Source organism: Plantactinospora sp. CA-294935 (assembly GCF_050936445.1).
Lineage (GTDB): Bacteria > Actinomycetota > Actinomycetes > Mycobacteriales > Micromonosporaceae > Plantactinospora.
In genome coordinates this window covers 6,236,645-6,263,542 of sequence record NZ_JBNJMU010000001.1, presented here as the reverse complement: position 1 = coordinate 6,263,542, position 26,898 = coordinate 6,236,645, and the positions used below count along the sequence as shown (strand labels likewise).

Below are 26,898 nucleotides of genomic sequence, written 5' to 3'. Positions count from 1 at the left end.
AAGTACCGGGTACTTTTCGGTCGATGATCCCGCTGCCGGCGCCGGGCGCGCGGCTGATCGACGCGGCCACCGGTGAGACGCTGACCGGAACCCGACTCGACGCCGCGCTCGACGTCGTGGTGCGGGCCCTCGATCCGATTCCGCCGGGCGTCGTGGTCTGTGTGCTGCCGAACGAACTCCGCCCGGTGCTGCGCTATCTGGGCGCGTTGCGGGCCCACCGGCCGGTCGTCGTCTGGGGGGCGGGCATCGGCGCCGGCTCGGTACGGGACCTGGTCGACCGGTTCGCCCCCGCCGCCGTACTCGGATGGGACGCGGCGGCGGCACCCGGCGTACCCGGACCGGCCGGCGCCGACCCGCCACCGGGTTACCGGGCGGTGGAGCCGGCCGGCCTCGGGCCGAGCTGGGTCCGCCGAGGCGGACCGGAAGTCCGGCCGCACGACCAGCTCGGCCTGCTGCTCGGCACGTCGGGATCGACCGGCCGGCCCCGGCTGGTCCGGCTGTCGACGGCCGGAGTACTGGCCAACACCCGGTCGATCGGCACCGCCCTCGGGATCGGCCCGGACGACGTCGCCGTCACCACCCTGCCGTTGTTCTACTCCTACGGGCTCAGCGTGCTGCACAGTCACCTGCTCGCCGGCGCGACGGTGGTGCTGGACCGGCGCGGCGTACTCGACCAGGGGTTCTGGCGGGACGTCGACCGCTACGGCGTCACCTCGCTGGCCGGCGTGCCGCACACCTACGAACTGCTGGCCCGCAAGCCGTGGAGCCCGGAGCGCAACCCGACCGTCCGGGTGCTCAGCGCCGCCGGCGGTCGGCTCCGCACCGACCTGGTCACCCGGTTCTCCACCGCGATGGCGGCACACGGCGGCCGGCTGTACGTGATGTACGGCCAGACCGAGGCCGGGCCCCGGATCTGCGTACTGCCACCGGAGCGGTTGCCGGCCAAGCTCGGTTCGGTCGGCCCGCCGCTGTCGGGGACCCGGCTGTCGATCGAGCCGGATCCCGCCGGGCCGGGTGATCCGGGCAGCGGCGAGGTGCTGGTGCACGGGCCGGGCGTGATGCTCGGGTACGCCGAGACCGCCGCGGATCTCGGCCGGGGCGACGACCTGGGCGGCACACTGCGCACCGGCGACACCGGTCGACTCGACGACGACGGCTACCTGTGGCTCTCCGGTCGGCTGGGGCGGATCGGCAAGGCGTTCGGGGTCCGGGTGAACCTCGACGCCGTCGAGCACCTGGTCGCGGAGATCGTCCCCGCCGCCGCCGTACCGGCCGGGGACCGGATCCAGATCTTCTGCGAGGAGGCCGACCGGGGCCGGCTGGCGGCGGTGGTCAGCACGGTGACCGGACGACTCGGGCTGCATCGGCTGGGCGTGGTGGCCACCGCGATCGACCGGCTGCCACGACGCCCGAACGGGAAGATCGACTATCGGTCACTGGTCGAATGACCGCCGATCCCGAAAACCCCTCGCCGGTCGTTGCGAATACTTTCCGGAAGGCTTGCTGATCGATCTTAGCTGATCTAATCTGACGCCGACGGTCCTGAGGCCACCCCTTCCGGCTGGTTGTGGTGGCGTTTCATCCGGGGAGGGCCCGACCTTGACCTTGTCCAACCAGATCGCGACAGACACCCTCCGGCCGATCCGAGAGCAGCTACCGACCGGCCATCTTTCCGAAAATTCTCGGTCACCGAGCGTCGAGAAGACCGGTGCCCGATGGCGCTGACCGCGCGCGATCTGGTCTTCGGCGACATCCGGGTCCCCTACCGGTACGGCGTCGACTGCCTACCGGAACTGGTCGACACGGTGGCAGCTCGGCTCGCCGACGCCGACGCGGTGCTGGTGGTCGCCGACCGGCAGGTCAAGGACCACGCGGGCCGGCTGACCGCCCCGCTCGCCCGGCATCTGCGGGTCGAGACCTTCACCCTGGACGCGGTCGAGGCAGAGAAGACGCTCTTCTCGGTGCAGGCCATTCTGGAGTACGCCACCGAGCGGAAGCTCACCCGGCGCTCGGCGATCCTGGCGATGGGCGGCGGGACCGTCGGCAACGTCGCCGGACTCGCCGCCGCGCTGCTCTACCGGGGGACCCGGCTGGTGCACGCCCCGACCACCCCGGTCGCGGCGTTCGACGCGGTGATCTCGCTCAAGCAGGGGGTCAACCTGCCGGCCGGCAAGAACCTCTGCGGCGCCTACTTCCCGCCCTCGCTGATCGTCTGCGACCTGCGCTGGCTGTGCACCGTGCCGCAGGGCAACCTGCACACCGGCCTCGCCGAGATGGCGAAGAACATCCTGGTCGCGGTGCCCGATCAGGGAGAGCGGTTCGTCCGGGCCATGGCCGACCTGCGGCACCGGCCGACGGCTGCACTGCGCGACCTGCTGGAGATCGGGATCGAGGCCAAGCAGCCGTATCTGACCGGCGATCCGCACGAGCGGGGCCCGGCCGTGCTCTTCGAGTACGGCCACACCGTCGGGCACGCCGTCGAGTTCGCCTCGGCCGGCGCGATCGGGCACGGCGAGGCGGTCGCCTGGGGCATGCTGGTCGCGGCCGAACTGGGCCGCCGGTTCCACGGGCTGGACCGGGACACCGTGCAGGCACACCACCGGCTGACGGCACTGCTCGGGCTGCCGGAGGCCGGCGACCGGTTCCGCCGGCTCGACCGGGCGGCCGTGCTGCGCGCGCTGACCGCCGACAACAAGCGCGGGTACGCCGACTGCGCGCCGGACGAGGTGCTGATGGTGCTGCTCGACGGTCCGGGCCGACCAGTCCGGGGCGAGGACGGGCGCCCGCTGGTGCCCGTACCCGTGGCAGAGGTGATGGACGCCCTGGACACGGTGATCCGGAGCATGGGGGCCGGGGCGGCCTCCGGCCAGCGAAGTGGGGTGCCGAGGTGACGGAACGCGGTCTGTCGGTCGTCGTACCGGTCAAGGGGCGGGTCCAGGAGACCCGGGCACTGCTGGCGAGCCTGCGCGACGCCATCGCGTACTGCCCGGAGCCGGTGCAGCTCCTGCTGGTGGACGACTCGACCCCCGCCGACGCCCGACTGCACCGGGCACACTGCACGGAACACGGTGCGACGTACGTCCTCGGGCCCCGGTACGTCGGTGCGAAGCGCAACCTGGGGGTGCGGCTGGCAAGGTACGACCTGGTGCTCTTCATCGACTCGGACTGCCTGGCCACCCCGGACCTGTTGCAGCGGCACCTGAAGACCCTGCGGACCGCCCCGCCGGAAGTCGGCGCGGTCGCCGGGCCGACCTACCTGCAGGGGGCGGACACCACCGTCTTCCGGGTGATGCGCCGTTCCCGGCTGCTCAACGCCGCCTTCGAGTGGCCCGGACAGTGCCGTCGGGTCGCCTGGGCCACGACCTGCAACCTGGCGGTCCGCAAGAGCGCGTTCCAGTCCGTCGGCGGCTTCGCCGAACGCCCGTTGACCGTCGTCGGCGGCGAGGACGTCGACCTCGGAATCCGACTCACCGAGGCGGGCTGGACGATCACCTGCGACCCGGCGGCGGTGGTCGTACACGACAAGGGCAGCACCGACTCGCTCGGTACGGTGAGCCGCCGGCTGGTCACCTACGGGCGGTCCGGGCAGTGGTTGCTCGACGTCCACCCGAAGCGGGGGCGGCCCAAGCTGAACCGGACCGGGGTGCTGGTGCTGGCCGCGATGGCCGCGCTGCCCGGACTGCGGCACTCCCGGGGGCGTACCGCGCTGCTGGTGCCGCTGGCCGCCGCCGCGCTGCTCGCCCGGGACACCCGGGAGCGGCTCGCCCCGACCGACGAGTCGCTGACCTCGGTCGCCGAGGCCGCCGCCTGCGCCCTGCTCGACTGGTCGTTCGATCTCGGCGAGTTCATCGGCGCGCTGCAACTGGGGCGGCCGGACCGGATCTTCACCGGGTTCGGCTGGACCGATGACGAGGCGTTCGAGTGGGACAGGACGCCGGATCGGCCGTACGGCGGATGACGCCGGTCGGACCGGCTCAAGCGGAATGCGGCAGCCTACCGACGACGGCCCACCGACGGCGGCCCACCGACGGCGGCCCACCAACGACGGCCCACCAACGGCGGCCTACCAACGGCTGCCCACCGACGACGGCCTACCGACGGCGTCCGGCTCAGCGGACCGACGGGCGGTCCCAGCCGGGGCAGGGTCGGCACGGGTGAGCCGGGGCGCCAAGGTACGCGACCGGGCAGTGATCGGGGTGGTGCGGCTCAGTGGCCGGCCAACTGGTCGCGCCGACGGATGAGGTACGCCGTCTCGGCGGTGTTGCCGGCCAGCGCGATGGCCCGGTCGTACGCCGTCCGCGACTCGCCGCTGCGGCCCAGCCGGCGCAGCAGGTTGGCGCGGGTGGCGTGGAAGGCGTGGTAGCCCTCCAGCGGTAGACCGTCAACCTCCGCCAGCGCGACCTCCGGGCCGTCGAGCTCGGCGACCGCGATCGCCCGGTTGAGCCGTACGATCGGCGAGGGTTCGAGGCGGACCAGCTGGTCGTAGAGCGCGACGACCTGCGACCAGTCGGTGTCGCGGACGTCGCGGACGTCGGTGTGGACGGCGTTGATCGCGGCGATGATCTGGTAGCGCCCCGGCGCTTCGCCGGAGGCGAGGCGCGCGCGGACCAGGGCGTGGCCCTCGGCGATCAGCTCGCGGTCCCAGGCGCCGCGGTCCTGCTCGTCGAGGGTGACGAGCTCACCGCTCGCCGACACCCGCGCGGCCCGGCGAGCCTCGGTCAGGAGCATCAGCGCCAGGAGTCCGGCGACCTCGCCGTCCGCCGGCATCAGCTCACGGACCAGCCGGGTCAGCCGGATCGCCTCGGCGGTCAGGTCGGCCCGGACCGCCTCCTTCTCGGGGTCCGAGGCCAGGTAGCCCTCGTTGAAGATCAGATAGAGGACGGCGAGCACCCCGGTGATCCGGGCCGGGAGGTCCGCACGTGACGGCACGCGATAGGGGACCTTCGCTGCCTTGATCTTCGCCTTCGCGCGGGTGATCCGCTGGCCCATGGCGGTCTCCTGGACCAGGAAGGCGCGGGCGATCTCGGGCACGGTGAGCCCGCCGACCATCCGCAGGGTCAGCGCAACCCGCGCCTCCATGGCGAGAGCGGGGTGGCAGCAGGTGAAGACGAGGCGGAGCCGGTCGTCGTCGATGGCGCCGATCGGCTCGGGGGTGTCGGACAGCATCACCGCCTCCTTGTGCTTTTCCTCGCGCCTGGCCTCACGTCTGATCCGGTCGATGGCCTTGCGGTGGGCGGTGGTGGTGAGCCACCCGCCGGGATTCGGAGGGACGCCGTCGACAGGCCACCGCTCGACGGCGGTCGCGAACGCCTCGGCGGCCATCTCCTCGGCGATGTCGAGGTCCCCGAACCGCCTGGCCAGGATCGCGACCACCCGGGCCCACTCCTCGCGGTGGACCCGGGCGATCACCTCGTCGACGTCGGTCATGCGCCCAGGAACGGCCGGAGCTCGACCCTCCGGTTGCAGTGCTTCGACCCCAGGGCGGCGATCCGGAGCGCCACGTCGAGGTCGGGGGCCTCGATGATCCAGAAGCCGCCGATGAACTCCTTCGACTCCAGGTAGGGCCCGTCGGTGAACACCGCCGCCCCGTCCCGGCCGTCGACCACGGTGGCCGTACTGGGCGACGCGAGGCCGCCGGCGAAGACCCAGTGGCCCTCGGCCCGGATCTGCTCGTTGAAGGCTTTGATCGCGACCATCTCCTCCGCGGTGGCGGAGTTGGTCGTGTCGTCGAGCACGGAAATCAGGTACTGCGCCATCGGAGTCATCTCCTGTCGTCGGGTGGCCGCCGCTCACCCCTGCCACGAACGCCGCTGCCTCGATCCGACACGTTCCGCCGGAGTTTTCTTCCAGGGTTTTCGTACGGCGGGCGATCGGACGCGTTGGCGGGAAGTGTTCGCGCCGGTAGGCGGCCTCGATGCTATCGGTGTCGAGCGGCCAGGAGCCGACGCCGGTGGTCCTGGGCGAGGTGGTCGTCGCCGGTGGTTGCCACTCCCTCGTCCCGACCGCCGCTGTCACCGCAGCGCGGACCCGGCCTGCCGGGCGCCGCGCCTTGTGGGAGCGGTAGAGGTGCGGCAGAGTGATCCCAGCGTGACTCCCCGGGAGGGCCCGTGACGGTGGAGATCCCCGCACCGGTGCCGGTGCCGGACCTGATCGCCCGGCGGCGTCGCGGTCGCTACTACGCCACCGACGGCTATCTCAGCGCCGAGGAGGTCGCGCTCGCCTGGCCGGTCGTCTGGCGCTACGACGCGGTGGTCCGGGCCAACGGGGTTGGCACCACCCAGGCGCAGGCGACCGGCACGTACGGCACGACGACCTGGACCGAGTACCGCGCCGAGGACGTGCGGCGGGTCGCCGACGCGATTGCCGAGGGTACGGCGGTGCTCGAACCCGACTGGCGTCGCGACACCGAACAGGGCCGGGAGTCACAGCGCCGGATGTGGCAGGAGGAGCGGGGGCGGCGCGCGCGGACGAGAGCGATCCAGGGCGCGGCGATCCTGCTGGTGGTACTGGCGTGTCTCGGCCTGGTGGTGCTCAGCGCGACCCGCTGACCGGCGGCGGCGAGCCGACGGAGGCCGGGGCAGGGCCGCAATTCTCGGGGCGTACCCGGTCAGTGCCGCGACTCTTCGGCGATGCCGGTTCGCCGGTCGTGGTGGTCCAACAGCCTGGACAGCAGCTCGGTCAACCGCTGTCGCTCCTCGGGTGACAGCGGGGCCAGCAACTCGTCCTGGCATTCGGCGAGCCGCTTCTCCAGTCGCCGTAGCTGCCGCTTGCCTGCCGCGGTCAGCGAGATGATGTTGCGCCGCCGATCGGAGGGGTCCGGCGCGCGCTCGACCAGGTTGCGCTCGGCGAGCTCGTTGATCGTCGCGACCATGTCGCTGAGGTGGATGCCGCTACGGCGGCCCAGCGCGGCCTGGCTGGCGGGGCCGAACTCCTCCAACGTCGCCAACAGGCGGTAGTGGTAGCCGCGGGCGCCGACCGACGAGAATCCCTCGGCCACCAGCCGGTGCGCGTGGTTGCCCGTCTGGGTGAGCAGCCAGCTGGGCAGGCTCTCCCACTTGGCGGGCGTCTCCTCGGACGGGTTCTCCATGTGACGAGTCTAACGAACCGTTCGGAGCACTAATGATAGTGGTACCGTTAGGAACCTAAACGTTGGCAACCCGAACGTTTATCTGCCGAACGAATCCTTCGGAGCTGAGACCATGATCAAGCCGTTCCGCATCGACATCCCCCAAGCCGACCTCGACGACCTGACCGACCGGCTCTCCCGCACCCGTTGGCCGAACGAGGTCGCCGACGCCGGGTGGGACTACGGCTTCCCGTTGGCGCGACTCAAGGAACTGGTCGAATACTGGCGCACCGGCTACGACTGGCGCGAGCACGAGGCCACGCTCAACGAGCTTCCGCACTTCACCACAGAGATCGACGGCCAGAACATCCACTTCGTCCACGTCCGGTCCGCGAAACCGGACGCGCTCGCGCTGATCCTCACCCACGGCTGGCCCGGTTCGTTCCTGGAGTTCCTCGACGTGATCGAGCCGCTGTCCCGCGACTTCCACCTGGTGATTCCGTCCATCCCGGGTTACGGATTTTCCGGCCCGACCCAGGAGCGCGGCTGGGATGTCGCCCGGATCGCCCGCGCCTGGGCCGAGCTCATGCACCGTCTCGGATACGAACGCTATGGCGCGCAGGGCGGCGACTTCGGCTCGGGCATCTCAACGGCGCTCGGCGCGGTGGCACCCGAGCAGGTCGTCGGGGTGCACGTCAACTACCTGCCGACCCGGCCGGTACCGGACGCCGACGTCGAACTGTCCGAGACGGATGAGGCGCGGCTGGACACGGTCCGGAAGCTGATGGCGAACCGCCCGCCGTACCAGGCTCTGCAGGCCAGCACCCCACAGACCATCGGCTACGCGCTGACCGACTCGCCGGTCGGCCAGCTCGCCTGGATCGCCGAGCGCTTCGCACAGTGGACCGACCCCCGCTCGCGGATCGGTGACGAACGGATGCTCACCAACATCTCGCTGTACTGGCTGACCGCCACCGCGGCCTCCTCGGCGCGGTTGCACCGCGACACCCCGCGGCGAACCGAGCCGTGCCCGGTACCGGTTGGCGTGGCGGTGTTCGCGTACGACATCACGCTGTCGGTGCGACCGCTGGCCGAGCGACTGTACGACATCAGGCACTGGTCGGAATTCGAGCGCGGCGGCCACTTCGCCGCGATGGAGGTACCGGAGTTGCTCGCCGGGGACATCCGGGACTTCTTCCTGAACCACATCGACTCCCACCACCAGGTCGCCACCGGCTAGAAGGCACCCCAGGCGGGCCCCGGATCAGGCGATCCGATGGAGATCGCCGCCCCGTACCCGCCCTTCCAGCGGCTGGCCGTTGACCAGGCGCGCCACCTCGGCCACCGCGTACTCGCCGAGGCGCCCGAGTTCGTGCCCCTGCGATCCGGCCAGGTGGGGGGTGACCAGGACGTTCGGCAGGAGCAGGAGCGGGTGGTCCGCCGGCAGTGGCTCCGGGTCGGTGACGTCGAGCACGGCGTCGATCCGGCCGCTGCCGCAGTGGTCGGTAAGCGCGGCCGTCTCCACGAGGGAGCCCCGGGCCGGAGCCGCTCCAGGACGAGCCGGCCGATCCGGGACGCCTAGGTAAACGCTTTATCTTCGTGCCACCTTGTTTCGGTCACATGACGATCGTGATGATGGGAGGCCGCCGGGTGGGTGCCATCGGGACCAGGCGGTCGTCGGAGATCCGGGATTCCGAGGGCCGCACCGCTGCCAGCGCCCGGCGCCGGCCCGGTCATCGCCAGCGGATCCGGCGCGACCTGGTCCTCCTGCTGCTCACGGCGCCGGGTGTGGCGTACTTCCTGGTCTTCCACTATGGGGCACTGTTCGGCAACACGCTCGCCTTCGTCGACTACGTGCCGTTCCTCGGACTGGCGGACAGCCAGTGGGTCGGGCTGGACAACTTTCGGCAGATGTTCGGCGACCCCGAGTTCTGGGACGCCGTCCGCAACACGTTGGTGATCGCCGCACTGCAACTCGTCTTCTTCTTCCCCGCTCCGCTCGCCCTGGCGCTGCTGCTGCACAGCCTGGTGGGCAGCACCGTCAAGCGGTTCGTGCAGAGCGTCGTCTACCTGCCGCACTTCCTCTCCTGGGTGATCGTCCTGGCCCTCTTCCAGCACATGCTCGGCGGCGCGGGCGTGCTGAACGGCTGGCTGGGCGAGCTGGGTCTCGGCTCGGTCCACGTGATGGGCAACCCGGACACCTACCGACCGCTGGTGGTCGTCCAGTTGATCTGGAAGGAGTGCGGCTGGGCGACGATCATCTTCCTGGCCGCGCTGTCGCAGGTGGACGAGCAGCAGTACGAGGCGTCGGCGCTGGACGGTGCCGGCTGGTGGCGGCGGCTGTGGCACGTGACGCTGCCCGGCATCCGCCCGGTACTGGTGCTGCTGCTGGTGCTGCGGCTCGGCGAGTTCCTCGACGTCGGCTTCGAGCAGTTCTTCCTGCAGCGGCAGGCGGTCGGCCCGGAGGCCGGCGAGGTACTCGACACGTTCGTCTACTTCACCGGCTTCGCCAACGGCGAGTTCGGCTACGCGGCCGCCGCCGGCCTGTTCAAGGGTGTCATCGGGGTCGCCCTCGTCTACACCGCCAACAAGGTCGCGCACCGGCTCGGCGAGCAGGGGGTGTACCACCGGTGAACACCGTGACTCAGCGAAAACGGGCGAGCTACCGCGCCTGGCAGGGCAGGCCGGGGCCGGGAATCCGGATCGCCAAGGCGGCCGCCCTCGCCGTCGTCGTGCTGCTCGTCCTCTTCCCGATGTGGACGGTGCTGGCCACGAGCCTGGCCGCGCCGCAGGACGTGATCGCCAACGGCGGCTGGGTGGTCTGGCCGCAGCGGGTCAGCTTCGACGCGTACGCGGAGATCCTCGACGGTGGGATCGTGACGCGGGCGCTGCTGGTCAGTGCGGGCGTCACCGTGATCGGCACGGCGCTGAGCCTGACCTGCACGGTCTTCCTGGCCTACGCGCTGAGCCGCCCCGGCCTGTACGGCGGCCGTCCGTTGCTGCTGCTGGTGCTCTTCACCTTCCTGTTCCCGCCCGGGATGATCCCGCTGTTCCTGGTGGTGCGCAGCACCGGGCTGTTCGACCAGTACGCGGCGCTGGTCCTGCCGTTCCTGGTGAACGTGTTCAACCTGGTGGTGATGCGGGGATTCTTCCAGTCGATCCCGGCCGAGCTGCTGGAGGCGGCACGCATCGACGGCGCCGGCGACTGGGCGGTGCTGTGGCGGGTGGTGCTGCCCCTGTCCAAGGCGGTGCTGGCGGTCGTCGGACTGTTCTACGCGGTCGCGTACTGGAACCGCTTCTTCGAGGCCATCATCTACTTCAACGACCAGTCGAAGTGGCCGATCGGCACGGTCCTGCGGCAGTACGTGACCGGCGGGGCCGACATCACCGGCGAAGCCGCTGCGGTCGCCGCGCCACAGTCGACGCACGGACGGCAGCTTCCGCTCCGACCGTCCACCGTGGTGGCGACAGCACGACCGCAACCGTGGATTCCATCGAGGGCCGTCGAGGGCTTGACAGCGACAATGTGAGCGCTAACACTCTTATAGGCAACAGCACCCCAATCGAAACCGCACCAGGCGGGGATGTCGTCCCGACCCTTCCGGTAACAGACACGCCACTCCGTCGTGAACCCGAACGCCCCGTGCGTCGTTCGTCTTCAGGGCGAGACCGACAGTCGCAGATGTGAGCGTTAACAGCACTTCTGCGACAGCCGTCATACCGCACCACCGACGAGAAGGAGGTCGTCATCGTGTTCCTGAACCGAAGAGCATTCGGGCTGCTCGCCACCATGTCCACGCTGGTCACCGCAGGCGCCGTACTGACCGTGCCGCCGGCGGCGTCGGCGGCGCCCAACACGGCGTACGTGTTCGCGTACTTCACCGAGACTCCCGACATGTCCGGGGCGAACTACGGTCTGCATCTGGCAGTCAGTCGGGACGGCCTGAACTGGTCGCCGCTGAACCAGAACAGTCCGGTGGTCACCCCGACGGCCGGTACCCGGGGCCTGCGCGACCCGTTCGTCCTGCGCAAGCAGGACGGCACCTTCGTGGTGCTGGCCACGGACCTCAACGGCACCGACTTCGGCCAGAACAACCAGTACCTGCACGTCTGGGACTCGACCGACCTGACCAACTTCACCGGCTACCGCCGGATCCGGATGCACGGCCTGAACACGCACACCTGGGCACCGACCGCCTTCTGGGACGCCACCCGGGGCCAGTACGGCATCGTCTACTCGGCCAACAACGGCACCGACGTGCTCATGGTCAACTACACGTCGGACTTCCGGACAGTCAGCGCCAACCAGGTCTACTTCAGCCCCGGCTTCCCGGTACTGGACGGCGACATCGTCGTCGACGGCTCCACCTACTACCTGTACTACAAGAACCTCTCCACCGGCCTGCTCTACGGCGCCCGCTCGACCACCGGCGCGCCGAACAGCTACACCACCTACACCAGCGGGCTACGGCAGGGCAACGCGATCGAGGCGCCGCTGCTGCTCAAGACCAACGAGGGCACCGGCTGGCGGCTGTGGGCCGACTCGTTCAGCCCGGTCAACAACGACTTCTACGCCTGGTCGAGCGCGAACGTCGCCGGCAACTCGTGGGCGGCGATGAACCAGCGCGACTACACGCCGCCGCTGAACGCCAAGCACGGCTCGATCGCCGGGATCAGCTCCGCCGAGTACGACGCGCTGGTGTCCCGGTGGGGACTGCCGAACTGGACCCGGCTGAAGTCGTCGAACTTCCCGGACCGGTACGTGCGGCACGCCAACAACGTCGGGCGGATCGACGCGTACCCGTTCGACCCGCACCAGGACCAGATGTGGCGGATGGTGCCGGGCCTGGCGGACTCCAGCGGCGTCTCCTTCCAGTCCGTCAACTTCCCGTCCCGGTACCTGCGGCACAGCGACTACGCGATCCGGCTGGACGAGAACGACAACACCGCGGCGTTCCGGGGCGACGCCACGTTCTACCGGGTCGCCGGGTTGGCGGACGGGGCATGGTCGTCGTTCCGGTCGTACAACTTCCCGGACCGGTACCTGCGGCACACCGACTACCTGCTCCGGATCGACCCGATCAGCGCGAGTTCGAGCGCGGCCGACCGGCAGGACGCGACCTTCCGCGTCACCCCGTAGCCGCCACGGCAGCCCACCGAACCCCGGGGGAGCGGGCGGTACGTTCCCACACCACCCGCTCCCCCGGCCTGCGTCCCGCCTACCCGAGGGCAGGCGATCATGGCAATTGCCGCACCGAACGACCGGCCGAGGCCCAACTGCGGCCGGATGCGATCAGCACCGCGACCGGCCGCGCCGACGCCACCTGCCGAACCACCGGCTGACGACGCACGGCGTGGACACGCCTCGACGCGTGGACCGGCAGCGGCCGCACACCCAGATCGGAGCCTCGTGATGCGTATCCTTCCCGTCCTCACACTGTCCGCGCTGGCCGCCGGCTTGCTGGCCGTGGTACCAGGCTCGCCCGCGCGGGCAGCGGCGCTACCGACAGGCGCGCGGTCACTGGAGTCGGTCAACCTCGCCGGACGGTACGTACGGCACCAGGACCACCTCGGGCGGCTCGACGAGGTCTCGTCCGGGAGCACCACCCAGGCGAAGCTGGATGCCACATTCACGGTGGTAAACGGGTTGGCCTCGCCGCGGTGCCACTCGTTGCAGGCCAGGAACGGGCAGTTCCTGCGGCACCGGGACTGGCGCCTGCGGATCGACACCAACACCGGCGACCCCACCTTCCGGGCCGACGCCACCTTCTGCGCCGTGGAGGGCTCGGTCGCCGGATCGGTCTCGCTCGCCTCGTACAACTATCCCGAGCGGCGGATCCGGCACCGCGACTCCGTGCTCTGGCTGGACCCCTACCAGGACACCGCAACGTTCCGGGCGGACAGTTCGTTCCGGATGACCGCGCCGTGGGCGGCCAGGACGACCAAGGGTCCGGTCATCCCGGGCCTCTTCGCCGACCCGCACCTCACCGCCTTCGACGGCCGCTACTACCTCTACCCGACCACCGACGGGTACGCCGGCTGGAGCGGCACCTACTACAAGGCGTTCTCCTCCACCGACCTGGTCAACTGGACCGACCACGGGGTGATCCTCGACCACGGGCCGGACGTGTCGTGGGCGGACAACTCCGCCTGGGCCCCGGCGGTCGCGGCCCGCAACGGCCGCTACTACCTCTACTTCAGCGGAGGGGCAGCCAGCGGCAACACCGGCAAACAGCTCGGCGTCGCCGTGGCGGACTCACCGACCGGCCCCTTCCGCGACGCGCTGGGACACCCGCTCGTGCGCGGCGACCAGTTCCCCGGCGGTCAGGCGATCGACCCGATGGTCTTCACCGACGACGACGGCCAGTCCTACCTGTACTGGGGCCAGGGCGTGGCCCGCGCCGTACGGCTGAACGCCGACATGGTCTCGTACGACCCGGCCCAGGTGCGCACCATCACCCCGCCCGGCTACAACGAGGCACCGTTCGTGCTCACCCGAAACGGCACCTACTACTTCATGTGGTCCGAGAACGACACCCGCAGCGAGGACTACCGGGTCGCCTACGCCACCGGACCGTCGCCGTTCGGCCCGTGGACCAAGCGCGGCGTGGTGCTGGAGAAACGGCTCGGCGCCGGTATCAAGGGCACCGGTCACCACTCGGTCGTCCGCGCACCCGGCACCGACACCTGGTATATCGCCTACCACCGGTTCGCCGTGCCGGCCGGCAACGGCACCAACCGGGAAACCACCATCGATCGGATGGAGTTCAACGCCGACGGCACCATCCGCCCGATCGTCCCCACTCTGTAGAGCCATCGCGGGATCGCCCCATGTCGAGAGCCCTCGCCCGGCTGAGCGCGGTCCTCGGCGCCGCCTGCCTGCTGTTGCACCCCGGAACGTGCTGTCTGGCAAGCTGGACCGCCGGTGTCCATCGGTCAGGGCTTGCGCCCGACCACCCCGTACTGCGGCACCTGCACCGGCTGTGCGCCGTTCTCGTCGGCGCCGGCCCGCCACAGGGAGCACGACACCAGGCCAGGCTCGACCAGTTCCAACCGGTGTACAAGGCGGGTGATCTCCGCGCCGCCGCGGGCACAGATCTTGGGGGTGGCGTGCTGGTTGTAGTACGCCATCGCCTCCACGTTTCCCTCACCGCCGAGTTCGGTGGTCGGGTGTGTGAGAGCCAGGTAGCTGCCGGAAGGGACCGCGTCCAGGAGCCGGTCCACGATGGCCTGGACCTGCCCGGTGTCCTGGACGAAGTTGAGGACACCGAGCAGCATGACCGCGATCGGCTCGTCGAAGTTCAAGGTCTGTGCCGCTTGGGTCAGGATCGTGTCCGGATCGCGTACGTCGGCCTCGATGTAGTCGGTGACTCCGTCGGGGCTGCTGTTCAGCAACGCCCGGGCGTGCACCAGCACCAGCGGATCGTTGTCGACGTAGACGATGCGGGACTCCGGAGCGATCGCCTGCGCGACCTGGTGTGTGTTGTCCGCTGTCGGAAGCCCGGTTCCGATGTCGAGGAACTGGCGGATGCCCACCTCACCGGCCAGGTAGCGCACGGCCCTGGACAGGAACCGGCGGTCCGCCCGGGCCACCGCATCGATGTGCGGCACCATTTCGCGGATCCGCTCGCCCACCTCGCGGTCGACCTTGTAGTTGTCCTTACCGCCGAGCCAGTAATCCCAGATCCTCGCGTTGTGCGCAACGGCGGTGTTGATCCGCGGCGCGGGCTGACCAGCGTCTTCGACACTGCGGTTCACAGACACGAGGGGCTCCTGGGACAGCGGTCAGGGCAGGAATCTTGTGCGGCAGCCTACCGCCACCACGCTGGGCGCGTGCGGCGCACCGGTTGTCGTTCAGGCCGTATTGGTACGGGTTCGTCAGCCCCCGGAACGGTGCCGGTAGGGCTCTCTACCGGCCGCCTACCGCGGGGAGGGCCAGCGAGAGCGCGAGTGATCCGTCCCGGAGCATGAGCCCGCGTGCGCTGAATTCGCCGATCGCCTCCTCGACGGTTGGTACGGCCACCGGCGTGGCCAGGCGGGAGCGGACGGCCGCGGCGCTGCTGGGCCTCTCCGCGCAGGCGAGGTAGATCTCGGCGAGGAGTCCCCGAAACTCGTACGTGCCTTCCCGCCCCGGATGCCGTGCGTCGTAGATCCGCAGGTAGCCGGGCGATGACCAGTACGTGAGGGCGGGCGGCTCGGGGCGTTGCCATGCCGCGCCCCAGCCTGCGACGGCTTCCCGCAACGGTTGGTACGCCTCGTCGGGCAGCGTGTCTTCCAGCTCGTATTCGAAGAAGTACGCCAACTCGTCCAGGTCGGTCTCCGGCGGGTAGACGTATCTGTAGCTTCGTTCCGGTGCGCGCCACACGGTGGGAAAGCGTTCCGGCTGGGTGAACAGCGGACTGAAACGCTCCATCCAGATCCGCGAGGCGCCCGCGGGTGGGGTCAGGTGTGTCAGGTGCGGGATCAGGCGCGCCTGGTCCGCGTACTGTTGCGCGGTCTCCCCCGGGAAGCCCCAGAGGATGTTCCAGCTGACGGTGAGGCCGTAGTAGCGGGCCCACCGCAGCAGGTTCACGTTCTGTGCGGCGGTGGTGCCCTTGTCCATCAGACGCAGCACCGCGGTGCTGAGTGATTCGATACCGGGTTGCAGGTGCCGCACACCCGCGCGGGAGAGCAGCCGGAGCTGGGCGCGGCTGAGGTGGGCCCGTACCTCGTAGAAGATCTCGTAGTCGGCGCCGGTCTCCTGCAACTGGGGCATGAGGTGGGCCAGGTGCGCCGTGCCGAGGATGTTGTCGACGGCCTCGAAGCGAAGGCTGCCGTACCGCCGCACCTGCCCGGCGAGTTCGGCCAGCAGCCGCGGTACCGACTTGGTCCGGAATCGCATGCTGGTGGCGTTGAGGCCGCAGAAGGTGCAATGGTGCTTGGCGCCCCACCAGCACCCGCGGGCCGACTCGAACGGTAGCCAGACGTTCCAGTGGCCACCGCCGGGCAGCAGCCGAAGCTGCCGGGCGCGGGCGAAGTATTCGTCGTAGTCCGGCGGCGGCGACGCGTCGAGGTGCTCCGGTGGCGCCGCCGACGGTGTGGCGACGACCTGGCCTGCGGTACGCCGGATCACACCGGGGATGCCGGCCCCGTCCTGACCGCCGCAGAGCGCGTCGAGCAGGCGTGGAAGCGCGATGTCCGCCTCCCCCGCCACGCCGAAGTCGATCACGTCGGCGGTACGCATCAGCGCGGCGCCCATCTCGGCGTCGAGGTTCGCGCCGCCGAACACGATGACCAGCCGGGGGTGCCGCGCCTTGAGGCGGCGGGCGAGGGCGATGGATGCGGCGTTCTGCTGGAACGTGGAGCTGAACCCGACCACGCGGGCATCTGCCCAGGCGTCGTCGGCGGCGAGCGCGTCGAGGACGGCGGGAACATCCCTGTCCCGGGTATGTAGCAGCCACTCCCGAATCTCCCCCGGTGCACCGAGGTGGGCGAGATCATCGGTGAATTCGTCGAGGAATCGGCCCTGCGGGTCGGGAGCCGCGTCACCGAATGCCTCCACCGAGAAGAGCCATTCGCCGACCAGCCGTTCCCGGTGCTGGGCGAGGGCGTCGTAGCGGGCAGGTCCCAGCCGGGCGGCGAAGTCCAGAGTGGCATGCCGGGTGCTGGCCGGGAATCCGTGCTCGTGCAGGATCGCGGCGAGCAGGCCGATCTGGATGGACGGCCGATCGGCCGCCATGAACGGCATGCTCACCAGCACCACCGGATACGCCGCCCGGGCAGGGCCGGTCGGCACGTCAGCCGCGGATGATGTGGCCGGCGGGATTCACCAGGAATTGGGCCAGGCCGGGGCTGTAGGCGGCGTCGAACTGCTCGGCGAAGGAGCCGAACGACGGTGGCGTGTGCAGCGGTACGGACTTGGCGGCATTGGCGACTATGGCGGCCAGCAGCGTGTGCTGGTTCTGGTTGAGTTGTAGGGTGTCCAGCGCTGCGGCGAGGCCGTCGAGATCTTCCTGGGTGAAGCTCAGCGAAGTCATCGTTCTCCCGGGGATGTCGGTGAATCCTTCTCAACCTCCCCTTGCGGTTCAGGTTGAAATAGGTTCAGTTCTGCGCAGAATGCCTGGCTCGATATGGTGCGTCAAGACCTCTTGTCCACCGTCGACAGCGCGGTCAGACGGGTCCGGAGCCCGTTGGCGTCGACATGCCGCAGCAGGACCAGGTTGTCCAGCGCCGCCTGCCATGCGCGGCGCGCGGCGGCCGTGTCCCCGGTGGCCTGACAGGCGTCGCCGAGCGCGGTGAGCACGTTCGCCTCGTAGTAGCGGTGGCCGAGACTGCGGTAGAGGTCGGCAGCGGCGTGGTAGTGGGCGAAGGCCAGGTCGTGCTGACCGAGCTGGTGCCGGGCGTAGCCGAGGCTGTCCAGCGTGCCCGCCTGGCTCAGCCGGTCACCGAGTCGCCGTTGCAGCCGCAGCGCCTCCTCACAATGGGCGACGGCCGCCTGGTGGTTGCCGAGACGGGTGTGGAACCAGCCGACCGCGTTGAGCGCGCGGGCCTGGCCGGCGCGGTGGCCGATCGTCCGGTACAGCTCGAGTTCGGCCTCGGCGTGCGCCAGCGCCTCCGAGTACCGATGTGCGGCGTCGAGCGTCCAGGCGAGGACGTGATGGGTGCGCGCCTGGCCGGCGGGGTCTCCGGCCCTTCGGTAACAGTCCAGCGCCGAGTCGAGGTGGCGCCGCACCAGGTCGGTGCGACCGAAGTGGACCTGCGTGCACGCCAGGTAGCAGTGGGCGAAACCCTCCCGCGACGGGTCGCCCATCCGTCGTGCGGCGTCCAGCGCTGCCGTGAGTGCCTCGATCTCATCCCGCCAGTGGCACTGGTACGCCAGGAAACGGCGCATCGCCGACGCCAGGTGCCAGGCTTCCACGTCGAAGCCGGTCGCCCGGCGCAGGACGGCGAGCAGCACCGACCGTTCCGCGGTGAACCAGGCCAGTGCCTGTGCGTTGCCGGTCACCGGCTCAGGCCGCACACCTGCCGGGATCGAAGGTACCTCGGCCGGATCGTCACGATGCGGATCGATGAGGGCATCGGCGGCGTCGGCGGTGTGCCCGTAGTGGGCCAGCATCCGGCCCGCCGCCGCCCGGCGATCCGTGGGGGTGTCGACGGTCTCTGCGAGCTCCGCCGCGTACGCGCGCAACAGATCATGGCACCCGTAACGGCCCGGCAGGTGCTCCTCGACGAGGTGTGCGCGGGCCAGTTCGGCCAGCGACGTGCGGGCCTCGGCCAGCGGCCGGCCCGCCAGGCTGGCCGCGGCCGGCACGGTCAGATCGGGACCGGGATGCACGCCGAGCATCCGGAACAGTGCCGCCGCGGCCGGGGTCAACCGCAGGTACGACCAGGAGAACACGGTGCGCGGGTCGGCCTGCGGCCCGGCGTCGGCGAAGGGCAGCAGTCGGGCCTGCGGTGGCCCACCGTGGCCACCGACGAGCTCGGCGGCGAGTGTGCGGAGCGGGAAGTGGGGATGCAGCACCGCCCGGGCGGCCACGATGCTCAGCGCCAGCGGCAGCCGGGCGCAGCAGGAAATGATCTCGTCGACCGCGCCGGGCTCGGCGGCCACCCGCTGCGCGCCGAGCCGGCGGGCCAGCAGGTCACCCGCCTCGACGCGGTCGAGCAGTCCGAGGGTCACCGGCCGGGCGCCCTCCGCCACCAGCGCGGTGAGCTGGTCACGGCTGGTCACGATGGCCGCACCACCGGAGGCCGCGGGCAGCAACGGCCGGACCTGGTCGGCGTCGCGGGCGTTGTCCAGCAACACCAGCGTGTGGCGGTCGGCCAGCAGGCTCCGGTACAGGCCGGCCCGCGCCTGCAACCCGGCCGGTACACCCTCCGGCGGCACACCGAGGGCGTCGAGGAAGCCGCGTAGGGCCTCCGCCGGCTCCAGTGGCGTGCCGGTCGGGTCGAAGCCTCGCAGGTTGACGTACAGGTGCCCGTCCGGGAACCGGTCCCGCACGCGGTGCGCCCACCGTACGGCCAGGGCCGTCTTGCCGACCCCCGCGGTGCCGGTCACGATCATGAGCGCCGTGCCGTGCCTCCCGGTGGTGCGGATGGACTCCTCAAGCTGGGCCAGCTCCCGTTCCCGCCCGGCGAACACCAGCACGTCCGGCGGCAGTTGCGACGGCGTCACCGGCGGCCGCGCCACGCCGGGCGTACGCACGGCCGGCGGCAAGGTGCCGCGCAGCAGCGCCTGATGCAGGGCCCGCAACCCGGCACCGGGCTCCACCCCGAGCTGGTCGGTGAGCCGCTCGCGCAGGGTGGCGTACCGGGCGATGGCCTCGGCGTCGCGTCCGGCGGCGTGCAGCGCCCGCATGAGCGCCTCCTCCAGCGCTTCCGCCAATGGGTACTCCACGGCCAGCTCGGTCAGCACCCTGACAGCGGATTCGGGCTGGCCGAGGCGGACCTGGGCAAGCGCCCACGCGACCGCGGCGTCCAGCCGGCGCCGTAGCCAGGTGTCGCGGACCCGCTCCGCCCAGGCACCGGTCAGCCCGGCCAGCGGCACGCCACGCCATAGCTGCAGCGCCGCGCCGAGCGTGTCGATCCGTTCCCGATCGGGGCAGAGCGGATCGGTCCCTCGGCCGGTCAGCCGTCCGAAGCGGTGCAGGTCGATCCGGTCCGGTTCCACCTCGAACGCGTACCCGGACGGCCGGCGCACGATCTGCGGCGCCGCGCTCCCGCCGGCCCGGCGCAGCATGCGCCGCAGCCGGCTGACGTGCGAGTACACCACGTTGCGGGCCTCGGCCGGCGGTTCCTCGTCCCAGACCCGGTCGACCAGCGTCTCGACGGTGACGGGCCGGGGAGCATCGACCGCGAGTGCCGCCAGGACCGACCGCTGCCGAGGCGTGCCGGCATCCACGCCGGCCCCGTCGGCCCGCACCTGGACCTCCCCGAGCAGCAGGAACTCCACGACCCACCCTCCATCGTCGTCAATCGATCCTGTGCTGGACCGCAAGGTCGCCGCAAGGTTGCTGACCAGAACCGGACGCGAAGGTGATTTCACCGGGCACACCCGCCCGGTGGCCCCGAATCAAGGAGGAAACACTCATGCGTCTGCGTGCGCTCACGCTCACACCGATCGTCGCTGCGGCGCTGGCCCTGCCGGCCGCCGCCGCACCGGCGCAGGCCGCCGAACAGACCGAGCCGGTCACTGCGTGCGTCCTGGACGTCAGTGCCGCGGCACCGAAGCCGGTGTGCTTCGCCAGCTTCACCGAGGCGGTCGCCCGGGCGACCGGCAGCCGGATCACCAACGCCCCGGCGGATGGAAACGCGGCCGTACGCGACAGCGCCTTCCGGGCACGCCTGGAGGCCAGCAACGCCCGCGGTGGTAAGCAGTCCGCGTCTCGCGCGGCCGCCGCTGACATCGTCATCGGCATCGAGTACGAGGACAGCGACTTCGAAGGCAGCCGGCTGATCGTCACCGCGACCAGCGGCTGCACGAGCACGCTCGCCGACACGGACTGGTTGATGTCGGGATTGTCGTCCGACTGGAACGACGAGATCGGCTCCTACCAGGCGTTCGCCAACTGCTACGCCAAGCACTACGAGCACATCAACTTCACCGGCGTCTCGACCGCGTACGACGCCGGGCAGGCCGACATGGGCTGGATGGACGACGAGGCCAGTTCCATCACCTGGTCCTGACGGATCGCGGGGACGGCACTCACCCGTGCCGTCCCCGCACCGCCAGCCGAGGAAGAGCGTTCACAGGAAGGGAAAACCATGCGGCCCGGCGTCCGTACCACCGCACTGCTGACCGCTCCATCCGGTGGACCTGAACGCCTCGCCAACGCGTACGTCCAAGGGCTCGCCGGCCTGAAGGGGCACAGCGGCCGGGAGTCGGGCGTCGACGTACGGCTCGGGCCGCGATCGGCAGCATCTCCGTCGACGTCTGCACGGAGGGCTCGGCCGCGCGGGTCCGTCGGGGTGACCCGGCGGACCCGCGCGGTCCGTACCCATACCGGGGGTACCCCGGCACAGCCACGGCCGCAACGCCAACCCGGCCGGGCCGGGCTACGGCGGGGGCAGGTACGGCACCCGGACCGTCAGGTCGGCGCTGCGGGCGGACTCCATCCCCTGCCCGTCGACGGCGACGACCGCGAGCACCTGGGTCGTCGCCTGCGGGAGGGAGAGCGTGACCGGTGCGGCCGTTGTCTCCGCGAGGATCTCGGCACCGCGGTACACCCGGTACCCGACGGCGGGTTCGTCCCCTGCCGGTTGGGTCCAGCTAAGTGTCATCGCGCCGGTCATCGGGTCGGCCGACGCCACCCGGAAGTCGGTGGGCCGGGCGGGTCGGTTGGCGGGGCCGGCCGGGGTGGTGACGGCCACGGCCGGGCTGGCCGGGCTCTGGCCGCACGTGCCAGGCAGTGTGGCGACAACCCGCAGTCGCTGTGTCGTGGCGGAGGGTAGTCCGCTGACAACGGTCGTCGTGCCGGCGCTTGTGCCGACCGCCACGTCGCCGGTGTAGACCGTGTAGCCGTCGGCCCAGGCGTCGTACTCCCAGGAGAGCCGGACCGACGACGCGGACAGAACGGTGGCCCTGAGGGCGGCCGGGCGCGGCGGACGGGTCTGGCACGCGGCGGTGTTTCCGGCGACCACGACGGCGGGTGACTCGTTGCCGCGGGCGTCGAATGCCGTGACCTGGAAGGCGTACCAGGCGGCGTGGTAGAGACCGAAAACCGTCGCGGACGTGCCGGTGGAGGTCGCCACACGGCGTCCGGACTCGTAGACGGCGTAGCGGGTGGCGACGGTGGACGGCGGCTGCCAGCCCAGGGTGAGCGTGGTGTCGGTGCTCGCGGTGACGGCCGGGTCGGCGGGTGGAGCCGGTGTGCCGGACGGGCCGGCCACGGTCACCACGGCCACCCGCATGGCCGGCCCGGCCGGGCCGGAGCAGTGGGGGTGGTGGCTGACCTCGAAGGTGTACGGGGTGCCAGGGCTGAGGCCGCCGACGCGGATTCCGGATTGGGTGGTCGTGAGCGGGCCGGCAGGGGCGCCGGTGACCACGGTCGTGCCGGGGTCGCCGTCGACGGTCCAGGTCAGCGTGACGGCCGAGGCGCTGACAGCGGTGGCGGCCAGGTCGCCGAGGGTGGCCGGCACGCACGTCGGTGGCATGCCGGAGATGCCGAGGCGGCGACTGATCGGGGCGGAGTGGGCCGACTCGCGACCCTGGTCGTCGACGGCGGTGACGGTGTAGGTGCGGGTGCGCGCGAAGCCGAGGTTGGTGAGCGGCGCGTGGGTCGTCGTGTTGCGGGCGATCTCGACTCCGCTTTCGTAGACGCGGAAGGCGCGGGCCCGTCCGGCCGACGGCTGCCGCCACGAGAGCATCCCCGACTCACCGCCCGCGCTGACCGCCAAGTCGATCGGTGCCGCCAGCGGGCCGACCGCCTTCGTGGCGGGTGTGCCGCCAGCGGGAACCGCCGTGGCGGCCGCGCTACCGAAGGTCAGGAGCGCCGCAGTCACCACTGCCGCATGTCGCACGGAGCCTCCCACATCCAAAATGACATCGAAGGATGCGGATGCCTGGGTTGTCAAGGGCCAGGGTGACCTTCTCAGCCACTGCCATAGCATCAGACCTGCCGCCACTCTTCCGGGCGCACCTGCGACGGTAGTCTGATCGGCCCGAGACGCCCCTGCGATGTGCCGGGCACGCACGGGGCGTCGCGCGACCAGTCTCTTTGGGGGTATTCCATGACGACCGCCGCCGACGACGCCCGCCGATGCGCGCGCGCCCTCGTCACGAGCCTGGATGAACAGCAGGGCCGTCTGGTCCGCGGCGACCTCACCGACTCCCACCTGCGGCAGTGGAGCTATCTGCCCGGGGACCGGCCCGGCCTGTCGATGGAACACCTCACCGACGCCCAGCACGCACTCGCGATCGATCTGCTCCGGTCGGCCCACTCTCCCGACGGCGGCGATCTCGCCGTCGGCGCCATCGAGATCGAGCGGGTCAGGCGGGAGCTGGCGACCGGCTCACCGCCCGGGGGTGACCGCTACTGGCTACGGGTGCTCGGCGACCCGGACGGCGCCGAGCCATGGGGCTGGCGGATCAACGGTCACCACCTGGCCGTGCACGTCGTCGTAACGCCCGGCGGCACCACGTTCACCCCTCACTTCGTCGGGTCCGAACCGGCCGTCGTACCCTCCGGGCCGCACGCCGGCCGCCGGATCCTCGGCCCCGAGGAAGACCTGGCCCGCCAGCTCGCGACCGGACTCGACCCCGACCAACGTGCGCTCGGCGTCAGTGCCGACGTCGCTCCGGACGACATCCTCACCCGGGCCGACCCGGTGGCCGACCCGACACTGCTGCCCGAAGGTATCGGCCGCGACCTGCTGCGTCCGACGCAACAGGAAATCCTCGACCGGTTGGTCCGTCGCTACCTCCACCGGGTACCGGCACCGTACGCGCAAGCCTGCTGGCGCGACGCCGAGGTGGCGGGCCTGCACCGAATCCGGTTCGCGTGGGCGGGCCCGACCACACCCGGTGAGGGCCACTACTACTGCATACAGGCACCCGAGTTCCTCATCGAGTACGACAACACCCAGGACGACGCCAACCACGCCCACTCCGTATGGCGGCATCTGCGCGACGACTGGGGCGGCGACCTGCTTCGCGATCACTACGCACGGCTCCACAACGCACATGACCAGGAGCCGCAGGGCTACGGCCTTCCTCAGCACCGACCGACGCGGCCGCGACGACCGCAATAGGACGGGAGGCGGCCGCAATTAGGGCGGAAGGCGGCCGCAATAGGACGGGAGGCAGCCGCACGTTCCGGTGTGCCGGGCAGGCCGGCGCCGGCGGCCCGTACCGGCCGGGGCGCGGGCCGGTGTCTCACGGCGGCGACCGGGGCGGGCGGGCCGGGCGTCAGCTACCGGCCGAATCCAGCGGGGCGATGTAGCCGTACAGTGCCTTCTTCAGTTCGGCGGTCAGCGCGCGGCGCGCGGCGCCTTCGACGGCGACGATAGGCGGCATCATGGCCGCGACGATGCGGACCGAGACCATGGCGGCGAGGTCGCGTTCGGCGGCCGGCAGGGTGGGGATCCGGGCCTGGATGACGGCGGCGACCCGGTCGACCACCGCCTCGTGCAGCGGGCGGGCGGCCCCGTGCGTGCCGGCCGGCATGTCGGTGTTCGCCAGCAGCGCCTTGGCCCCCGGATGGCTCACGTTGAACGTGACCAGCGGGTCGACCATCCGGTCGATCAGCTCGTGCAGGGTGAGGTCGGTGACCCGGGAGAGGTCGAACGCCGAGGAGTGGGCGGCCCGCATCTGCTCCACCAGGTGGGTGGAGAGCGCCTCGGCGATGGCCTCCTTGTTGGGAAAGAACTGGTACAGCGAGCCGGGCGACATGCCGGCGCGGGCGGCGATCGCGTTGGTGCTGGTCCGCTCGTAGCCGTTCTCGGCGAACAGGGCCAGCGCGGCGTCGAGGATGTCGGCGATCCGCTGCCGACCCCGCGCCTGCCGTTTGACCGCTCGCGGCTGGGTCACCGGCGTCCCCTTCCGACCACGAAGCCACCTTGACGAATACGAGTGACCGCTCGTATGGTGGCGAACACGGGCGACCGCTCGTATTTGAGCCTAGCAGGGGACCGTCATGCCTGTGCTGCACCGCCTCGGCACGCTCGTCGCTCGGCGCCGCCGCCTCACGCTGGTCGTGGGCCTGATCACGACCCTGGTCTTCGCCGCCGTCGGGGCGGGCGCGATGGGCGCCATGGTGCTCAGCCGGTGGGAGGCCCCGGGTACCGAGTCGGTGCACGCCCAGCGCATGCTGCGGCAGCAGTTCCACACCGGCAACGCCAACCTGATCCTGCTGGTCACCGCCCGCACCGGCACCGTGGACAGTGAGCCGGTCCGCGAGGCCGGGCAGCGCATCGCCGCGGACCTTACCGGCCGGCCGCTGGTCCGGGACGTGTGGTCGTACTGGTCGGAGGGGAACGACCCGACGCTGCGTGGCACGGACGGCCGTCAGGCGCTGATCCTGGCCCACGTGGAGGGTGACGCCACCACCGCACGGCAGGAGATCAGGGAACGCCTGCTGCCCGCGTTCACCCTCGTCGACCAGGCGATCGAGGTGCGGGTAGCCGGCGCGGAGGCGGTGTCCGCGCAGATCAGCGAAGAGGCGGCGGCGGACTTCGTCCGGGCCGAACTGCTCGTCGTGCCGCTGATGTTCCTGCTGCTGTACGCCCTGTACCGTCGGGCCCGGCTGGCGCTGCTCACCCTCGGCGTCGGGCTGTTCTCCGTGCTCGGCACGCTCGCCGGGCTACGCCTGCTGGCGAACCTGACCGAGGTGTCGTCGTTCGCGGCCAACATCACGCTGGTGATGGGGATCGGTCTCGGCGTCGACTACTGCCTCTTCGTCATCGCACGCTTCCGCGAGGAACTCGCCGCCGGTACACCGGTGCCCCATGCGGTCGCCACGACGGTGCGTACCGCCGGCCGCACCGTCATCTTCAGCGGGCTTACCGTGGCCGCCTCGCTGTCGGTGCTGCTGGTGTTCCCGTACTCGTTCCTGCGCTCGTTCGCCTACGCGGGCGTTCTGGTCGTCGCCATGGCGGTAGTCGGCTCACTGACCCTGCTGCCCGCGGCGTTGGCGGCGCTCGGCCCCCGCGCGGTCCGGCGCGGATCGGCGCCCGGTGCACCCGGACGGCGCTGGCACCGCTTCGGGGCGCGCGTCATGCGCCGGCCGCTGCCGTTCGCCGTCGCCGGTTTGCTCCTGGTCGGCACGCTCGGCGCACCGGCGTTGGGGCTGCGGATCGGACTGCCCGACGACCGGGTGCTGCCACCGTCGGCGTCCACCCGGCAGGCGTACGACCAACTGCGCGCCAACTTCGCCCAGGAGCCGAACGACGCCATCCAGGTCATCGCCCCCGACGGACGCCCCGACGCCGCCGCGGGGTACGCCGCCGAACTGTCGCGGATCGACGGCGTCGTCCAGGTCAACTCGGCCGTCGGCATCTTCGCCGACGGAGCACTGGTGCGCGCCGCACCGCGCCCGGAGCGGCTGACCAGCCCGGACGGCACCCGGCTGGAGGCCATCCCGACCCGTGACGTCCTCGCCGGCACCGAGGTCCCCGCCCTGGTCGAGCGGATCCGCGCCACCCCGACGCCGTACGACCGGGTGGTGGTCGGTGGATACCCCGCCGAGCTGACCGACTTCCGATCCACCCTGATGCAACGGGTCCCGCTGGTGGTCGTGCTGATCCTGACGATCACGTTCGTGCTGCTGTTCCTGATGTCCGGCAGCCTGCTCATCCCGGTCAAGGCGACCGTGCTGAACCTGCTCAGTCTGTCGGTGATGTTCGGTGCGCTGGTGTTCGTCTTCCAGGAGGGAGCCTTCTCCTCGCTGCTGGGCTTCACTCCGATCGGCACCCTCGATCCCGCGTTCCCGATCCTGATGTTCTGCGTCGCGTACGGGCTGTCGATGGACTACGAGGTGTTCATGCTGTCCCGGATCAAGGAGCGGTACGAGGTCACCGGCGACAACACCCGCGCGGTCCTCGAAGGACTCCAGCGCAGCGGACCACTGATCACGGCCGCCGCCGTCATCCTGGCGGCGTCGTTCTCCCTCTACGCCACCGGCCGGGTCATGTACCTCCAGATGATCGGCGTCGGTGTCGCGATCGCGATCCTGGTCGACGCCACCGTCATCCGCGCGGTGCTCGTGCCCGCGTTCATGCGGCTGGCCGGTCGGGCCAACTGGTGGGCACCGGCGCCGCTCCGCCGGCTCCAGCGCCGGATCGACCCGCACGGGTCGACTCCCCCGGCCCAACCCGTTCCGGAACCCGACGCGACGCTTCCGGTGCGATGACCCGCGGGC

21 protein-coding genes and 1 pseudogene are annotated in these 26,898 nt (G+C 71.0%); 12 read left to right on the top strand and 10 right to left on the bottom strand.

Translation table 11 applies throughout. The features are described from left to right. Positions 1-23 precede the first annotated feature (23 nt). The 3 genes from ACQEVC_RS27655 to ACQEVC_RS27645 all read left to right on the top strand — a co-directional run bounded on the left by ACQEVC_RS27655 (position 24) and on the right by ACQEVC_RS27645 (position 3,958). Positions 24-1,448 (top strand): AMP-binding protein, encoded by a 1,425-nt coding sequence (locus tag ACQEVC_RS27655; protein ID WP_432883028.1) that lies wholly within the window; start codon positions 24-26, stop codon positions 1,446-1,448. Between the two features lie 267 nt (positions 1,449-1,715). Further along, entirely contained in the window at positions 1,716-2,891 is a 1,176-nt protein-coding gene (locus ACQEVC_RS27650; RefSeq protein ID WP_432883026.1) for a 3-dehydroquinate synthase family protein, read from the top strand. Beyond that, positions 2,888-3,958 carry a glycosyltransferase family 2 protein gene (locus ACQEVC_RS27645; RefSeq protein ID WP_432883024.1) on the top strand — a complete coding sequence of 357 codons (1,071 nt, stop codon included), beginning with the start codon at positions 2,888-2,890 and terminating at the stop codon, positions 3,956-3,958. The genes ACQEVC_RS27650 and ACQEVC_RS27645 overlap by 4 nt, the downstream gene beginning before the upstream one ends. A 248-nt stretch (positions 3,959-4,206) precedes the next feature. Here ACQEVC_RS27645 and ACQEVC_RS27640 read toward each other — a convergent pair whose 3' ends face one another. Together ACQEVC_RS27640 and ACQEVC_RS27635 are read right to left on the bottom strand one after the other, a co-directional pair. Continuing rightward, positions 4,207-5,427 (bottom strand): RNA polymerase sigma factor, encoded by a 1,221-nt coding sequence (locus ACQEVC_RS27640; RefSeq protein ID WP_432883021.1) that lies wholly within the window; start codon positions 5,425-5,427, stop codon positions 4,207-4,209. Continuing rightward, entirely contained in the window at positions 5,424-5,756 is a 333-nt protein-coding gene (locus tag ACQEVC_RS27635) for a YciI family protein (protein WP_432883019.1), read from the bottom strand. Before ACQEVC_RS27635 ends, ACQEVC_RS27640 begins: the two co-directional genes overlap by 4 nt. Before the next feature lie 351 nt (positions 5,757-6,107). On the opposite strand from ACQEVC_RS27635, the gene ACQEVC_RS27630 reads away from it, so the two are divergent. Further along, positions 6,108-6,548: a hypothetical protein gene (locus tag ACQEVC_RS27630; protein WP_432883017.1), complete on the top strand. Its 441-nt coding sequence runs from the start codon at positions 6,108-6,110 to the stop codon at positions 6,546-6,548. Between the two features lie 59 nt (positions 6,549-6,607). Here ACQEVC_RS27630 and ACQEVC_RS27625 read toward each other — a convergent pair whose 3' ends face one another. Beyond that, complete coding sequence (locus tag ACQEVC_RS27625; RefSeq protein WP_432883015.1) at positions 6,608-7,087, bottom strand: MarR family winged helix-turn-helix transcriptional regulator; 480 nt, start codon at positions 7,085-7,087, stop codon at positions 6,608-6,610. A 112-nt stretch (positions 7,088-7,199) separates the two neighbouring features. Here ACQEVC_RS27625 and ACQEVC_RS27620 point away from each other — a divergent pair, with 112 nt between their 5' ends. Next, positions 7,200-8,306, top strand: coding sequence for an epoxide hydrolase family protein (locus tag ACQEVC_RS27620; RefSeq protein ID WP_432883012.1), 1,107 nt, complete (start codon positions 7,200-7,202; stop codon positions 8,304-8,306). Between the two features lie 24 nt (positions 8,307-8,330). Here the strand turns inward: ACQEVC_RS27620 and ACQEVC_RS27615 are convergent. Beyond that, a pseudogene (locus ACQEVC_RS27615) lies at positions 8,331-8,594 on the bottom strand (NAD(P)-dependent oxidoreductase); the annotation flags it as partial. A gap of 92 nt (positions 8,595-8,686) precedes the next feature. On the opposite strand from ACQEVC_RS27615, the gene ACQEVC_RS27610 reads away from it, so the two are divergent. From ACQEVC_RS27610 to ACQEVC_RS27595, 4 genes are all read left to right on the top strand, one after another. Then, a complete protein-coding gene (locus tag ACQEVC_RS27610) occupies positions 8,687-9,700 on the top strand; it encodes an ABC transporter permease (RefSeq protein ID WP_432883010.1) in 1,014 nt (337 codons plus the stop codon). Then, positions 9,697-10,596 carry a carbohydrate ABC transporter permease gene (locus tag ACQEVC_RS27605; RefSeq protein ID WP_432883008.1) on the top strand — a complete coding sequence of 300 codons (900 nt, stop codon included), beginning with the start codon at positions 9,697-9,699 and terminating at the stop codon, positions 10,594-10,596. Before ACQEVC_RS27610 ends, ACQEVC_RS27605 begins: the two co-directional genes overlap by 4 nt. Positions 10,597-10,817: 221 nt before the next feature. Next, positions 10,818-12,206: a glycoside hydrolase family 43 protein gene (locus tag ACQEVC_RS27600; protein WP_432883005.1), complete on the top strand. Its 1,389-nt coding sequence runs from the start codon at positions 10,818-10,820 to the stop codon at positions 12,204-12,206. 273 nt (positions 12,207-12,479) lie between these two features. Next, positions 12,480-13,877: a family 43 glycosylhydrolase gene (locus ACQEVC_RS27595; protein WP_432883003.1), complete on the top strand. Its 1,398-nt coding sequence runs from the start codon at positions 12,480-12,482 to the stop codon at positions 13,875-13,877. A 125-nt stretch (positions 13,878-14,002) separates the two neighbouring features. Here ACQEVC_RS27595 and ACQEVC_RS27590 read toward each other — a convergent pair whose 3' ends face one another. From ACQEVC_RS27590 to ACQEVC_RS27575, 4 genes are all read right to left on the bottom strand, one after another. After that, complete coding sequence (locus ACQEVC_RS27590; RefSeq protein WP_432891717.1) at positions 14,003-14,848, bottom strand: SAM-dependent methyltransferase; 846 nt, start codon at positions 14,846-14,848, stop codon at positions 14,003-14,005. Between the two features lie 127 nt (positions 14,849-14,975). Beyond that, on the bottom strand, positions 14,976-16,841 hold the full coding sequence (locus ACQEVC_RS27585; RefSeq protein ID WP_432883001.1) for a RiPP maturation radical SAM C-methyltransferase: 1,866 nt from the start codon (positions 16,839-16,841) through the stop codon (positions 14,976-14,978). Position 16,842: 1 nt separating this feature from the next. Beyond that, entirely contained in the window at positions 16,843-17,082 is a 240-nt protein-coding gene (locus ACQEVC_RS27580; RefSeq protein ID WP_432882999.1) for a hypothetical protein, read from the bottom strand. A gap of 101 nt (positions 17,083-17,183) precedes the next feature. Next, a complete protein-coding gene (locus ACQEVC_RS27575) occupies positions 17,184-19,994 on the bottom strand; it encodes a BTAD domain-containing putative transcriptional regulator (RefSeq protein ID WP_432882996.1) in 2,811 nt (936 codons plus the stop codon). A gap of 137 nt (positions 19,995-20,131) precedes the next feature. On the opposite strand from ACQEVC_RS27575, the gene ACQEVC_RS27570 reads away from it, so the two are divergent. Then, positions 20,132-20,728: a hypothetical protein gene (locus ACQEVC_RS27570; RefSeq protein ID WP_432882993.1), complete on the top strand. Its 597-nt coding sequence runs from the start codon at positions 20,132-20,134 to the stop codon at positions 20,726-20,728. 369 nt (positions 20,729-21,097) lie between these two features. On the opposite strand, the gene ACQEVC_RS27565 is transcribed toward ACQEVC_RS27570, so the two are convergent. Beyond that, positions 21,098-22,561, bottom strand: coding sequence for a fibronectin type III domain-containing protein (locus tag ACQEVC_RS27565; protein ID WP_432882990.1), 1,464 nt, complete (start codon positions 22,559-22,561; stop codon positions 21,098-21,100). Between the two features lie 210 nt (positions 22,562-22,771). Here ACQEVC_RS27565 and ACQEVC_RS27560 point away from each other — a divergent pair, with 210 nt between their 5' ends. Beyond that, the gene (locus ACQEVC_RS27560; RefSeq protein WP_432882988.1) at positions 22,772-23,791 is read left to right on the top strand and encodes a DUF3500 domain-containing protein; all 1,020 of its coding nucleotides are present in this window, start codon (positions 22,772-22,774) and stop codon (positions 23,789-23,791) included. Between the two features lie 157 nt (positions 23,792-23,948). Here ACQEVC_RS27560 and ACQEVC_RS27555 read toward each other — a convergent pair whose 3' ends face one another. Beyond that, positions 23,949-24,569 carry a TetR/AcrR family transcriptional regulator gene (locus ACQEVC_RS27555; RefSeq protein WP_432882985.1) on the bottom strand — a complete coding sequence of 207 codons (621 nt, stop codon included), beginning with the start codon at positions 24,567-24,569 and terminating at the stop codon, positions 23,949-23,951. Positions 24,570-24,675: 106 nt separating this feature from the next. Between ACQEVC_RS27555 and ACQEVC_RS27550 the strand changes: the two genes are divergently transcribed. Beyond that, on the top strand, positions 24,676-26,889 hold the full coding sequence (locus ACQEVC_RS27550; RefSeq protein WP_432882982.1) for an MMPL family transporter: 2,214 nt from the start codon (positions 24,676-24,678) through the stop codon (positions 26,887-26,889). Positions 26,890-26,898 lie beyond the last annotated feature (9 nt).

Excerpts from the sequence above, each read along its gene's own strand:
- ACQEVC_RS27570 (WP_432882993.1), top strand. The coding sequence starts at position 20,132 with ATGCGTCTGCGTGCGCTCACGCTCACACCGATCGTCGCTGCGGCGCTG.
- ACQEVC_RS27625 (WP_432883015.1), bottom strand. The coding sequence starts at position 7,087 with ATGGAGAACCCGTCCGAGGAGACGCCCGCCAAGTGGGAGAGCCTGCCC.
- ACQEVC_RS27640 (WP_432883021.1), bottom strand. The coding sequence starts at position 5,427 with ATGACCGACGTCGACGAGGTGATCGCCCGGGTCCACCGCGAGGAGTGG.
- ACQEVC_RS27550 (WP_432882982.1), top strand. The coding sequence starts at position 24,676 with ATGCCTGTGCTGCACCGCCTCGGCACGCTCGTCGCTCGGCGCCGCCGC.
- ACQEVC_RS27635 (WP_432883019.1), bottom strand. The coding sequence starts at position 5,756 with ATGGCGCAGTACCTGATTTCCGTGCTCGACGACACGACCAACTCCGCC.
- ACQEVC_RS27580 (WP_432882999.1), bottom strand. The coding sequence starts at position 17,082 with ATGACTTCGCTGAGCTTCACCCAGGAAGATCTCGACGGCCTCGCCGCA.
- ACQEVC_RS27560 (WP_432882988.1), top strand. The coding sequence starts at position 22,772 with ATGACGACCGCCGCCGACGACGCCCGCCGATGCGCGCGCGCCCTCGTC.
- ACQEVC_RS27620 (WP_432883012.1), top strand. The coding sequence starts at position 7,200 with ATGATCAAGCCGTTCCGCATCGACATCCCCCAAGCCGACCTCGACGAC.
- ACQEVC_RS27655 (WP_432883028.1), top strand. The coding sequence starts at position 24 with ATGATCCCGCTGCCGGCGCCGGGCGCGCGGCTGATCGACGCGGCCACC.
- ACQEVC_RS27650 (WP_432883026.1), top strand. The coding sequence starts at position 1,716 with ATGGCGCTGACCGCGCGCGATCTGGTCTTCGGCGACATCCGGGTCCCC.
- ACQEVC_RS27595 (WP_432883003.1), top strand. The coding sequence starts at position 12,480 with ATGCGTATCCTTCCCGTCCTCACACTGTCCGCGCTGGCCGCCGGCTTG.
- ACQEVC_RS27610 (WP_432883010.1), top strand. The coding sequence starts at position 8,687 with ATGACGATCGTGATGATGGGAGGCCGCCGGGTGGGTGCCATCGGGACC.